General features: G+C 45.5%; 9 protein-coding genes and 6 tRNA genes. 13 read left to right on the top strand and 2 right to left on the bottom strand.

The genetic code is table 11. The annotated features are described in order from the left end of the window. The first annotated feature begins 265 nt into the window (after positions 1–265). The 11 genes from pncB (at position 266) to B5F34_RS05825 (ending at position 8308) form a co-directional block, all read left to right on the top strand. Entirely contained in the window at positions 266–1471 is a 1206-nt protein-coding gene (gene pncB, locus B5F34_RS05775; protein WP_087336038.1) for a nicotinate phosphoribosyltransferase, read from the top strand. A gap of 71 nt (positions 1472–1542) precedes the next feature. Then, positions 1543–2988, top strand: a complete 1446-nt coding sequence (locus B5F34_RS05780; protein WP_087336138.1) for an RNase adapter RapZ — start codon at positions 1543–1545, stop codon at positions 2986–2988. Position 2989: 1 nt separating this feature from the next. Continuing rightward, positions 2990–3727, top strand: a complete 738-nt coding sequence (locus B5F34_RS05785) for a nucleotidyltransferase family protein (protein ID WP_239448824.1) — start codon at positions 2990–2992, stop codon at positions 3725–3727. A 376-nt stretch (positions 3728–4103) separates the two neighbouring features. After that, on the top strand, positions 4104–6383 hold the full coding sequence (locus B5F34_RS05790) for a UvrD-helicase domain-containing protein (RefSeq protein ID WP_087336040.1): 2280 nt from the start codon (positions 4104–4106) through the stop codon (positions 6381–6383). 56 nt (positions 6384–6439) lie between these two features. After that, the gene (gene nspC / locus B5F34_RS05795; RefSeq protein ID WP_087336044.1) at positions 6440–7576 is read left to right on the top strand and encodes a carboxynorspermidine decarboxylase; all 1137 of its coding nucleotides are present in this window, start codon (positions 6440–6442) and stop codon (positions 7574–7576) included. A 109-nt stretch (positions 7577–7685) separates the two neighbouring features. Further along, positions 7686–7758 (top strand) — tRNA-Gly (locus B5F34_RS05800). Positions 7759–7806: 48 nt separating this feature from the next. Next, positions 7807–7888 (top strand) — tRNA-Leu (locus B5F34_RS05805). A gap of 33 nt (positions 7889–7921) precedes the next feature. Further along, positions 7922–8005 (top strand) — tRNA-Leu (locus B5F34_RS05810). Positions 8006–8022: 17 nt separating this feature from the next. Further along, positions 8023–8095: transfer RNA gene (locus B5F34_RS05815), tRNA-Gly, on the top strand. Between the two features lie 30 nt (positions 8096–8125). Next, positions 8126–8207, top strand: a tRNA-Leu gene (locus B5F34_RS05820). Between the two features lie 28 nt (positions 8208–8235). Then, positions 8236–8308, top strand: a tRNA-Gly gene (locus B5F34_RS05825). 58 nt (positions 8309–8366) lie between these two features. Here the strand turns inward: B5F34_RS05825 and B5F34_RS05830 are convergent. Beyond that, on the bottom strand, positions 8367–8963 hold the full coding sequence (locus tag B5F34_RS05830; protein WP_087336047.1) for a DUF4923 family protein: 597 nt from the start codon (positions 8961–8963) through the stop codon (positions 8367–8369). After that, positions 8960–9571 (bottom strand): ribosome biogenesis GTP-binding protein YihA/YsxC, encoded by a 612-nt coding sequence (gene yihA, locus B5F34_RS05835; protein WP_087336050.1) that lies wholly within the window; start codon positions 9569–9571, stop codon positions 8960–8962. The genes B5F34_RS05830 and yihA overlap by 4 nt, the downstream gene beginning before the upstream one ends. A 221-nt stretch (positions 9572–9792) precedes the next feature. Between yihA and B5F34_RS05840 the strand changes: the two genes are divergently transcribed. Both B5F34_RS05840 and B5F34_RS05845 read left to right on the top strand, forming a co-directional pair. Continuing rightward, positions 9793–10398, top strand: a complete 606-nt coding sequence (locus tag B5F34_RS05840) for a thiamine phosphate synthase (RefSeq protein WP_087336052.1) — start codon at positions 9793–9795, stop codon at positions 10396–10398. A 6-nt stretch (positions 10399–10404) separates the two neighbouring features. After that, complete coding sequence (locus B5F34_RS05845) at positions 10405–13605, top strand: UvrD-helicase domain-containing protein (protein WP_087336054.1); 3201 nt, start codon at positions 10405–10407, stop codon at positions 13603–13605. The last annotated feature ends 5 nt before the right edge of the window (positions 13606–13610 follow it).

Genomic DNA, 13610 nt, shown 5'->3' on the forward strand with positions numbered 1-13610 from the left:
ACACACTGCAAAGGTAGAGTTATTCTGGCATATACCAAAACTTTCCCACTAAAAAACCGCTTATACAACATTTTTTAAGAGATGACACCATCAACAGTAACCAGACAAGGGAAGAATCTTTTTCCGGGTCCTATACGAATCAAGGCATGAAAACCACTGAGAATCAATCTATAGTTGAAGTTCTTCACGCAAAAGTGGCATCCAACCTAAAAAATCACTATCTTTATCGCCCAAAACCAGATTACCATTACTAAAGCTCCTCAATATGATAAACTCTATTTTAGATACAGATCTCTACAAATTCACTACTTCCTATGCGTATATCAAACTATTCCCCTACGCTATAGGAACCTTCGGATTCACAGACCGAGATGAGACCTCCTATACGGAAGAATTTCTGGAAGAGTTAAAAGAGGCTATCAAACAACTCGCACAAATACGGCTTAAGCCTGACGAATTAGAATACATGACAGGACATTGCCGCTTCCTTCCACGCGTCTATTGGGAATGGCTTTCCTCTTTTCGTTTCCAACCGGAAAAAGTGGCAGTATATCTCGACTCCGACAGGCACCTCCACATTGAAGTGACCGATTACTTGTATAAAGCCACGCTCTATGAAGTCCCTATCCTGGCCATTGTCTCCGAAAAATTAAACGAATCTTTGGGACGTGTAGCTAATATGGACCAGGTCATACAAAGACTCAGCGACAAAGTAAAGCTGTCGAACCAACACCACCTGTCCTTCTCAGAATTCGGCACCCGAAGACGTTTTTCAGCTGAGGTACAAGACAGGGTCATTGAATATCTTACCCATCAGGCTCTCTATTGCACCGGCACTTCCAATTGCTATTTTGCCATGAAATACGACATCAAGCCTATGGGCACCCATCCTCACGAATGGTTTATGTTTCATGGAGCTCAATTCGGTTATATCCATGCCAACTACATGGCTCTGGAAAACTGGGTAAATGTCTACGACGGCGACTTAGGAACCGCCTTGGCTGATACCTATACCACAGATGCATTTCTCAATAATTTAAGCCGCAAGCAAGCTAAACTATTCGATGGAGTACGATGCGATTCGGGCAATGAATACGAGTTTACAGACAGACTCATAGCGCGCTATCAAGAATTCGGAATCGACCCCACCACTAAAACAATTATCTTCAGCAACGCTCTTGACTTCGATAAAGCACTTGATATACAGAGACACTGCGCAAATCGCATCCGCTGTGCTTTCGGAATAGGTACCAACCTGACCAACGACACTGGCTTCAAACCCTTAAACATCGTAATGAAACTGACCCGCTGCAAAATGAATGCCAACCAAGAATGGCGGGAATGTGTCAAACTGTCTGACGATGCCGGCAAACACCTGGGAAGCACAGCAGAAGTACAAGCCTGCTTATACGATCTGCGGTTAGTGCCCCTAACAATCAAAAATGCGCTACCAACAACAAGTATCGGGTAAGAAACATACTGCATCTTACTGTAAACATCAATACTTATCGCAATAAATATCTGACCAGCCGTATGAATAACATAATCTTAGAGCTGCTACAAAAACAGTACAAGGCTTATACGGGACACGCCCCCGAGCAAATAGAAGAATTACCCCCTTCTGGCTCTCACCGCCATTATTTTCGCCTGAAAGGACCGGTTTCATTGATTGGAGTAAGAGGCGACTCTACGGAAGAAAATCGCGCTTTCATTTATATGTCTGAATATTTCAGCCGAAAAGGCCTTCCCGTGCCTCGGGTCCTCAGTCGGTCTGCCGATGACAGCCTGTATTTGCAGGAAGATTTAGGAAACATATCCCTGTTCAATATCATAGAAAGGTGTCACCAGACCGGCACATTCGGTAAGGAGGACAAAGAACTGTTGCGCCAGACAATTCATTACCTTCCGGACTTTCAGTTTGCCGGTACCGAAGGAATGGACTTTTCCTTTTGCTATCCGTATCCGGAATTTGACTCCCGTTCTATCTTCTGGGACTTGAACTATTTCAAGTATTGTTTTCTTAAAGCTACCGGACTCAGTTTGCAGGAAAATGACTTGGAAAACGATTTCCACCACATGGCCGATATACTATTACAGGACAATTCTGCCACTTTCATGTACCGCGACTTCCAGAGCCGCAACGTGATGATAAAAGACCAGAAGCCTTGGTTCATTGATTTCCAAGGTGGACGAAAAGGTCCGATTTATTACGATGTAGCTTCGTTCCTATGGCAAGCTAAAGCCAACTTCTCAGACAGCCTGCGCCAAGAACTGCTTGACGAGTATATCACTGCCCTGCAAAAATACCTGCCTGTTGACAAGATGCACTTCTGCAACCGACTGCGCCATTTCGTACTCTTCCGTACATTGCAAGTACTGGGATGCTACGGATTCCGAGGCTACTTCGAGAAAAAGCCGCATTTCATACAAAGCATTCCCTATGCCATTGAAAATTTGCGCCGTTTACTTCAAAACCCTTGTCCAGAGTATCCATACCTGTATCACGTGCTCCGACAACTGACAGAGCTCAAACAATTCAGTGCCCCCCTCCCCTCTCCGCTTTTATCTCAGCAACGTCTCTGCGTCAGAGTTACAAGTTTTTCCTACAAAAAAGGCATACCCGATGATCCCACTGGAAACGGAGGCGGATTTGTGTTCGATTGCCGGGCCATCAACAACCCTGGCCGATACGACCGCTACAAAACTTTCAGCGGATTGGATGAACCGGTCATCCGTTTTCTGGAGGAGGACGGAGAAATCATCACTTTCCTTGCCTATGCCTATGAGTTAGTAGATGCTTCTGTGCGCCGCTACCTGGAACGAGGCTTTACCAGCTTAAGCGTGTCTTTTGGATGCACCGGCGGACAGCACCGTTCTGTCTATGCTGCCCAACACATGGCAGAACATCTCCATAAGACCTTCGGCATACAGGTCAACCTGATACATCGGGAGCAACACATCGAACAAACGTTTTATGCAAAATACTGACATGAAAAAAGCAATGATATTTGCCGCTGGCACAGGCAGCCGCCTGCGCCCACTTACCAACCAGATACCCAAAGCGCTGGTACCTATAGCCGGAGTACCGCTGTTAGAACGAGTTATCTGCAAACTGGCTGATGCCGGTTTCTATGACATAACCATCAATATTCACCATTTGGGACAGCAAATCATTGACTTTCTGCAGGCTAAGCAAAACTTCGGGCTCCACATACATATCAGCGACGAACGGACACAGCTTCTCGACACTGGAGGAGGCATCCGCCATGCACGCCATTTTCTGGATGGCAACGAGCCTTTTCTGGTACACAATGTCGATATACTGACCGATGCCAATATAAACGTATTATGGGATAACCATATCCGCAATGGAGCCGAAGCCACTTTGCTGACAGAACACAGGAAGACATCCCGCTACCTGCTGTTTGACCCTACCATGCACCTGCGTGGCTGGTTCAACCAATCCACACAGGAAATACGCCCGGCCGGGTTGACCAATACCTATGAAAGCTGGGCTTTTGACGGTATCCATGTCTTCTCTCCTTCTCTTTTCCGGCGCATGGAAGATGCACGTTGGGAATCTTCTTTCTCTATCATTGACTTTTATCTCCATGTATGCGCAGATTCCTTTATCCAAGGCTGCCCCATTCAGGCCACTCACTGGTTCGACACCGGCACTCCCGACACGTTGGCCAAGGCAGAAATATGGTACAGCAATAAGAAGTAAGATGATAACTTCCAAAGGAGCGCCCTCCTTAAGCCCTCTATGTAGTGATTCATAGAATAAGACGCCGATACTTAAACTTTAGGAGCAGATTCCCAAGCGCTTGGAAACAGCATTCTGAGGGCTTCGGAACCTGCTTCTTGTATATTAAAGATAACAACCTGTCTAACAACAACATACTCTAAAGCAAAGAGCAACGGGAAGCGGGTGCTTGACGGAATATGGTAAACATCCTGCAGCCCTGCTGTCCTTTGCCTCCTGTCAAGATAAACCTGGGCTTGCAGAAGTTGAATGAACTATTTATTTCGTCCCAAGTTTGGTCAGACGAGTATATATATGTATCTTCGCCCCAGTTTAAAATAAGACCTTACGCAGAAATATGTCCGACTATATCAACGAATTGAACGAAAGCCAACGGGCTGCAGTAATCTACAACGAAGGACCTTCGCTGGTCATTGCCGGTGCCGGTTCTGGAAAGACAAGGGTACTGACCTATAAAATAGCCTACCTTTTAGAGCAAGGATATAAGCCTTGGCACATTCTGGCACTGACCTTTACCAACAAGGCTGCCCGTGAGATGAAAGAACGCATAGCCCGCCAAATGGGCGAAGAAAATACACGCCGCTTGTGGATGGGAACTTTCCACTCCATATTCTTGCGCATCTTGCACGCCGAAGCCGAGACATTAGGATTCAGCCCCAACTTTACCATCTACGATACAGATGATTCGCGCAGCCTCATACGCACCATACTCAAAGAAATGCAGTTGGATGAGAAAATCTACAAACCCGGATTAGTCCAATCACGGATATCCCATGCCAAAAACCGCCTGATAACCCCGGCTACCTACGCCAATAGCCGCGAATCATACGAAGCAGACCAATCTGCCCGCATTCCTGCCGTGCGTGATGTCTATCGGCGCTACTGGGAGCGTTGCCGCCAATCGGATGCAATGGACTTTGACGACCTGTTGCTTTACACTTTCCTGCTATTTCGCGACCACCCCGACATCCTGGAAAAATATCGGGAGCATTTCCAGTATATTTTAGTCGATGAATATCAGGACACCAACTTTGCACAACACAGCATTGTGCTCCAACTGGCCCAAAAGCACCGGCATATCTGCGTAGTGGGCGACGATGCCCAAAGCATCTACTCCTTCCGGGGAGCAGATATTGATAACATTCTCACATTTACCAAAAGCTTTCCCGGCACACAGATATTCAAACTGGAGCAGAACTACCGTTCCACACAAACTATTGTAAGTGCTGCCAACAGTCTGATTGAGAAAAACCAGCGCCAGATTCATAAAAACGTGTTTTCTGAAAAAGAAAAAGGCGACGTCATAGATGTCTTTCAAGCCTACAGCGATGTGGAAGAAGGAGAAATTGTGGCCAATAAAATCACCCAACTTCACCGTCAGAACGATTACCATTGGGAACATTTCGCCATACTCTACCGCACCAATGCCCAAAGCCGTATTTTCGAGGAAGCCTTGCGGAAAAGGTCGATACCTTATCGCATATACGGCGGGCTCTCTTTCTATCAGCGCAAAGAGATAAAGGATGTCATCGCCTATTTCCGTCTGGTAGTAAACCCAAACGATGAAGAAGCACTGAAACGAATCATCAATTATCCAGGCAGGGGCATAGGGACAACCACCATAAACAAAATCCTGGAGGCAGCCAACAAGCACCACACCAGCTTGTGGAACATCTTAAGCAGTCCTGCAGCTTTTGACTTGAACCTCAACAAAGGAACTGCCGCCAAACTACAAGGCTTTCGCGAATTAATAGAAGGTTTCATGCAACTGGCATCGCAGCAAAATGCTTATGAAACCGGTACGGAAATTATCCGCCAATCGGGTATCATTGCAGATATTTGCCAAGATAACTCACCGGAAAACCTCAGTCGCAAAGAAAACGTAGAAGAATTAGCCAACGGTTTGAGTGACTTTTGTGCACGACGGCTGGAAGAAGGAGAGCCGCGCATCTCTTTGGCCGATTTCCTGTCGGAAGTTTCCCTCCTGACAGACCAGGACACGGACAAAGATGGCAACGAAGACCGCATCACCCTAATGACAGTACATTCGGCCAAGGGACTTGAGTTTAAGAACGTCTTTGTAGTCGGCTTAGAAGAAGGACTGTTTCCCAGCAACATGGCAGGAGATTCCCTCCGTGCATTGGAAGAAGAACGCCGTTTATTCTATGTAGCCATTACCCGCGCCGAAGAACATTGTTATCTTTCTTATGCCAAAACCCGTATCCGCTACGGTAAGATGGAGTTCGGAAGTCCCAGCCGTTTCCTTCATGACATAGATACGTGCTATTTAAGCATTCCGGAAAGCGAGAGCCGCTCTTATCACAAACAGACCTCCCCAAGCAGTCATCTGTTTCCCTCCCGACAGACGACAAGTGTTTCCAGCAGTTGGAAACGAATCCCTTCCAATGGGCGCCCTGCTCCTAAGGAGGCAGCACAACGTTCAGGCTCTCATGCACAAATATCAGAAGGGCAAACCATTGAGCATGAACGTTTCGGCATTGGACAAATCATACACATAGAAGGCTCAGGAGAAAATACCAAAGCCACTATCCGCTTTCAAAACGTGGGTGAAAAGCAACTCCTGGTCCGCTATGCCCGCTTTAAGGTAATCAAATAAGAACGAATCTCTCAGACGTAAGGCACTTTTATCATAACTTCAAAACTGATTATAACATGATAGACTTTTCTCTTTTCCCCTCGCCCTGTTACATCATGGAAGAGGAAGCATTGCGAAAAAATCTTTCGTTAATTAAAAGCGTAGCCGACCGTACCGGCACAGAAATCATTCTTGCATTCAAGTCGTTTGCCCTTTGGCGCTCGTTCCCTATTTTCCGCGAATACATCCAGGCCTCTACCGCCAGTTCGCCTTATGAAGCCCGTTTAGCCCTTGAACAGTTCGGCAGTAAAGCCCACACCTATTCACCGGCTTATACCATCGAGGACTTCCCGGAAATCATGCACTGCAGCAGCCATATCACATTCAACTCCCTGACGCAATATCAACGTTTCTATCCTTTGGCCAAGGCTCACGGCGGTATATCCTGCGGAATCCGCATCAACCCCGAATACTCTGAGGTAGAAACCAGCTTATATAATCCCTGCGCGCCCGGTTCCCGGTTCGGTATTACAGCCGACCAACTCCCCGACATACTTCCCGAAGGAATAGAAGGCTTCCATTGCCATTGCCATTGCGAGTCTTCCTCCTACGAACTGGAACATACTCTAAAGCACATAGAACAGAAATTTTCCCGTTGGTTCTCCCAAATCAAATGGCTCAACCTTGGCGGCGGGCATCTGATGACACGCAAAGACTATGACATCGAACACCTTGTCCACCTCCTTCAAGGTTTGCAGGCGCGCTATCCGCATCTCCACATTATTTTAGAACCCGGTTCTGCCTTTACTTGGCAGACAGGCGTTCTCGCCTCAAAGGTTGTAGACATCGTTGAAAATAAAGGCATTCAAACAGCCATTCTCAATGTCAGTTTCACTTGCCACATGCCCGACTGTTTAGAGATGCCATACCAACCCGCAGTGCGTGGAGCCCAAATGGGAAGTGACGGTCCTCACGTCTACAGACTTGGAGGCAATTCTTGCCTAAGCGGCGATTTCATAGGCTTTTGGAGCTTTGACCACAAGCTCCAACCAGGCGAACTGATAATATTCGAAGATATGATTCACTACACTACCGTCAAGACAAATATGTTCAACGGAATCCAGCATCCAGCCATGGCCATGTGGACCAGAGACGGTCGTGCGGAGATTTTCAGACAGTTTTCTTACGAAGACTATAAAAACAGAATGGACTGATAATCAGAATTGTGTGTGCAATAAGAAAGAGAAAACGCATTTTTTCTAAAAAAAGCATCTGAAAAAGCTTGTCGGTTTAAAAAAAATGCCTACCTTTGCAACCGCAATCGCGGAAATAGCTCAGTTGGTAGAGCACAACCTTGCCAAGGTTGGGGTCGCGAGTTCGAGTCTCGTTTTCCGCTCCTTGTTCTTTGACATTCAGAATGGCTTTGTATGAGTTAAGAAATAATGCCCAGGTGGCGGAATTGGTAGACGCGCACGTTTCAGGTGCGTGTGCCGCGAGGCGTGCAGGTTCGAGTCCTGTTCTGGGCACTATATCTGATGTCAAAGAACATTCTTTAAAATGGAGAGATGGCGGAATTGGTAGACGCGCTACTTTGAGGGGGTAGTGACAATTATGTCGTGGGAGTTCGAGTCTCCTTCTCTTCACACAAACAAAGCGTTATGCGGCAATAGCTCAGTTGGTAGAGCACGACCTTGCCAAGGTCGGGGTCGCGAGTTCGAGTCTCGTTTGCCGCTCATCATTCTTTGAAATAGTGAGATGGAAAAGCCCAGGTGGCGGAATTGGTAGACGCGCACGTTTCAGGTGCGTGTGCCGCGAGGCGTGCAGGTTCGAGTCCTGTTCTGGGCACAGTTATCGTAGTATAACACACCATCTTGCGGCAATAGCTCAGTTGGTAGAGCACGACCTTGCCAAGGTCGGGGTCGCGAGTTCGAGTCTCGTTTGCCGCTCATATTTCAAACAATAAAGCCTTGCATTTTTTGCAAGGCTTTATTGTTTTCTTGACTATCACTGTTTTTCTAATGCAAACCCCAACATCATGCCGTCATAGCTGTCCGCTAAAGAATTAATGGACTTGAGCGTAGAGTTATTACTTTTGCTGGTAAGAAAAGTTATTAAGTCAAGAATCTTGTCTGAAGGGAAAAGCAATTCCATGTTCTCAGATGTACAATTCACCGTAGTCTGTATATTCAGCAACTTGGAAAATTTGAGATTCACTTTCTTCGAAGCAGCATCATAAGAAAAAGTTCCCTTCAGCTCTTTACCACGGATTTGAGTGCAGAATGTACTGTCAGCCTCAAAGGTAAAACTCATCTCACCCGCTGTAATGCCTACTTTTTCCAAAAATCCATCCAATTTCTTCTCTACTGCTGTTGCAGCCACACTTCCTCCGGCCTTTTGAAGCAAATTGTCCGACTCAAACTCAAGAGCAGCTCCCGTAAAACTCCACGTTCCAATAACACTGGCCGTATTCTTTCCCGTCACTACGCTGACAGCTTTCTCCAGATTCTCTTTGTTAAGAATATCCTTCAAAGATTGCGCCTGAATTTGAACCGAACACAATAAAGTCATTATCACAAATGACAATCTCATAAACTTTTTCATTTTTCCTTCATTTTTAGTTCACTATTTATACTATCAATATAATTAAGAAGTTCTTCACGTCCTATTTTATGCTCAGATGAAGTAACAAAATAAGGAGGAAGCTCTTCCCATTGCTCACTTAATTTTTCCAGATAAATGTCAACATTACCCTGCAACTTCCCACTGCTCAGTTTATCAGCTTTTGTAAAGACAATAGCAAAAGGAATTCCATTTTCCCCTAACCACTCAATAAAATCCAAGTCAATGCGTTGAGGTTCCAGCCTACTGTCAACAAGGACAAAAAGACAAGTCAAAGCCTCTCTATAAAGAATATAACTCCTAATAATGTACTGAAGCCGTTCTTGCATTTTTTGCCCGCGTTTAGCGTAGCCATATCCGGGTAAGTCAACTAAATACCAATTATTGTTTATAATAAAATGATTGATAAGCAACGTCTTGCCGGGGGTAGCCGAAGTCATGGCCAATCCTTTACGCCCTGTCAACATATTGATGAGGCTGGATTTTCCTACATTAGACCGCCCAATAAAAGCATATTCAGGGAAAGACGTGGCCGGACATTTCCGAAAATCAGTATTACTTACGACAAACTCTGCAGATGAAATTTTCATTGTATGGAGTATTTAATTTATAAATCTCTTATTCATAGAATATTCGTTATCAGAAATCTTCCTCGGAATGCAAAGATAGCACTATTTTTCAATCAAAAGCACATTTTTTTCTTCCTGATATAGACTTTACTAACATATTTTAGGGGAAAAACTTCTCAACACAAATAAGTATTTCTTAACTTTGCCCAAGTAAAGAACTAACATAAGTACCAATAATAGCAATGAAACTTATCGTTGTAACTACTCCCACCTTTTTTGTAGAGGAGGACCAAATATTGACCGCACTTTTCGAAGAAGGACTTGATATTCTTCACCTTCGCAAACCGGAAACACCTGCAATGTACTCCGAACGATTGCTCACGCTTATTCCTCAGAAATATCATAAACGCATTGTGACTCACGAACATTTCTATTTGCAAGAAGAATTCGGTCTAATGGGTATCCACCTTAACCGTCGGAATCCCTCAGAGCCTCATGATTATTCCGGTCACATCAGTTGCACATGCCGTACACTAAGTGAATTAAGCAGCAAAAAGCACTTCTATGACTATCTCTTTCTAAGTCCGGTTTTCGACTCGGTTTCGAGCCCGCGCCCTGCCTCATTCACAACAGAAGAACTTCGCCAAGGCAGTCATGACAAATTGATAGACAATAAAATAATGGCACTGGGAGGAGTACGGTGGGAAAACATCCCTTTAGTACGCGACCTGGGATTCGGTGGTGCCGTCATTATGGGTGACCTATGGAGCAAATTCAACGCCTGTACCGACCGCGACTACCGAGGTATCATCGAATATTTTAAAAAGCTGAGAAAAGCAGTAGACTGATTGACAATGGAATTATTAGTCTACAAAGCCTCTGCCGGTTCGGGTAAAACCTTTACCTTGGCCGTAGAATACATCAGGCATCTTATTCTGAATCCACGCGCCTATCGGCAACTGTTGGCCGTTACTTTTACTAACAAAGCAACGGCAGAAATGAAAGAACGTATCTTACAACAGCTTTATGGGTTGCACGAAGGTGCCTCTTCATCAGATGCCTACCTACAGAAACTGATAGAAGACCTTAAGGCACAAGGCCAGCCGATGGATGAAAAAGAGATTCGCGTGAGAGCCGGAACTGCTCTGCGATATATGCTGCACGACTACAGCCGTTTCCGTGTAGAAACTATTGATTCTTTTTTCCAATCCGTCATGCGTAATTTAGCCCGCGAACTCGAACTTAGTCCCAATCTAAATATTGAATTAGATAACGACCAAGTCTTGAGCGATGCTGTCGACCTCCTTATAGAAAGCTTAACCCCAACCTCTCCCGTACTATACTTATTATTAGATTACATCAATGAGCGTATAGCCGACGACAAACGCTGGAATGTATCAGACGAAGTCAAACGATTCGCCCATAATATCTTTGAAGAAAGCTATATCGAACGCGGCGCACTCTTACGCGAAAAACTGCGTTCACCGTCGACAATCCGCCTCTATCGGGAGGTGCTTCGCGAAATGGAGGAGCAAGCGGGAAAAGAAATGAGAGCCATCAGCCAGCAGTTTGAAGAAACACTGAAAGCACACGGCATTGCCCCCGATGACCTGAAGAATGGAAAGAAAGGCATTGCAAGTTATTTCAACAAACTGAAAAACGGACGTTTAACAGACAAAGAAATTGTAAACGCCACGCTAAACAAATGTCTGGAAAGTCCAGAAAACTGGGCTACAAAAACCTCAGCCCGCCGAGCAGACATCATCGCCTTAACACAATCAAAACTACTGCCACTTTTACAAGAAGCAGAAACGAAAAGGCCCAAATGTCTTTATACCCTCAATAGCAGCCGACTTTCATTGCAACACTTGAATAAATTGCAATTATTGAACTACATCGATGAGACCGTACGCCGATTTAATAACGAACAGAACCGATTCCTCTTATCGGACACAAACGCTTTATTACACCAACTGATGTCCGAAGGAGATTCTTCTTTTGTATTCGAGAAAATAGGTGCAAATATCCGCCATGTCATGATTGATGAATTCCAGGACACCAGCCGCTTGCAATGGGACAACTTCTGCCCACTGCTGACCGAAGGATTGGCACAGGGCGAAGATAGCCTCATCGTAGGTGATGTGAAACAATCTATTTACCGCTGGCGAAATGGAGACTGGACCATCTTAAACAACCTAAAACCCGGCAACGGACCTCTGACACAATACGTCCGAGTTAAGACTCTCCATGTCAACCGGCGAAGTGAAGCCCGTATCATAGAATTCAACAACCACTTTTTCCGGGCAGCAGTCGATTTCTTTAATAACATCCACTTACAGGATCAGGAAGAAATCTGCCGCCCGCTCACAGAAGCCTACGCTGATGTAGAGCAACAATCGCCCAAGAAAGAAGTTGCCGGATATATCAAAGTACAGATGATAGAACCGGATGCAGACAAAGATTATACAGCCTCTACCTTACAGTCACTTGCCGAAGAAGTGCAAGAACTTTTAGCTCAGGGGGTCAAACTGAATGATATTGCCATCTTGGTGCGGAAAAACAAAAATATACCCGCCATAGCCACCTATTTTGATAAAGAACTGGGGCTTCCTATTGTATCCGATGAAGCATTCCGCCTTGATGCGTCTCCTGCCGTATGCCTGCTGGTAGATGCTCTGCGTTGCCTTATGTATCCTGACAATGAGATTGCCCGCGCCACTCTTCTGCTGGATACCGGACAATGGGTTGACGGACATTTGCCCAGCGACTTCATCTCCAGACAAGATGAATTGCAGTTAATGCCCCTCTATGAATTACTGGAAGAACTTTTCATGCTTTTCCAAGTCAACCGGATGCAAGGACAAGATGCGTACCTGTTTGCTTTCTTTGACGAAGTGTCTGCATATCTGACAGAAAACCCTGCAGACGGCTTTCTGAATTATTGGGACGAAAAACTTTGCAGCAAGACCATTCCCGGTGGAGAAATAGAGGGCATACGCATCTTCTCCATACACAAATCCAAAGGATTAGAATTTCATACGGTCCTCATTCCGTTCTGCGATTGGCGTCTGGAAAATGAAACCAACAACCAACTGGTATGGTGTTCACCCGAAGAGTTCCCTTACAACCAGCTTGATCTCGTGCCGGTAACTTACTCTTCGGCAATGAACGACTCTGCCTACCACAAAGCCTATCTGAATGAACGACTGCAACTTTGGGTAGACAATCTCAACCTGCTTTACGTAGCTTTCACGCGTGCTGGGAAAAATTTAATATGCTGGAGCCGGAAAGACCAGAAGGGCACGATAGCTGCTCTCTTGTCTGATGCCCTCCCCCACATGGCACAAAATGGCACTGGCGACTGGGATGAAGAAACCGATACCTATACATTCGGACAACCTTGTCCGTCTGAGACACCCGAACCACAAACGGAGGCAGACCATCCAGCCAATCGTCTTACTTTGAGAGCCTTGCCCTTAACGGTACGGATGACAGGTATGCGACATGATATTGAGTTCCGACAATCCAACCGTTCTGCCGACTTTATCGCAGGGACAGACGGAGAAGAATCTCCCTATCATTACATCAAACGGGGCCGTTTGATGCATACTCTTTTTTCTACCATTGAAACGATTGATGACATTGACACAGCCATCGACCGCTTGATATTCGACGGCATTATTGCAGAACAGGAAACTGAAAATAACATCCGACATCTGACCCATCAGGCATTTTCTCTTCCACAAGTGCGCGACTGGTATTCTGGCCGCATGCAAGTATTCAATGAATGCGACATCATCTGGATGGAAAATAACGAACTGCAATTGCGACGGCCGGACCGTGTAATGACGGACGACAACGGACACGTCATTGTAGTCGATTTCAAATTCGGCAAACCGCGGCGTACGTATGCCCGGCAAGTACAAAAATACATAGAACTGCTCGCCCGCATGGGTTATGACCGTTCGCAAATCCAAGGTTACTTGTGGTATGTAGACGAGAATCGGATAGAGCCCATTGATGAAACAGTAAAACCGGAACAATATAATCATTAAAAAAT

Source organism: Mediterranea sp. An20 (assembly GCF_002160055.1).
GTDB lineage: Bacteria > Bacteroidota > Bacteroidia > Bacteroidales > Bacteroidaceae > Bacteroides > Bacteroides avicola.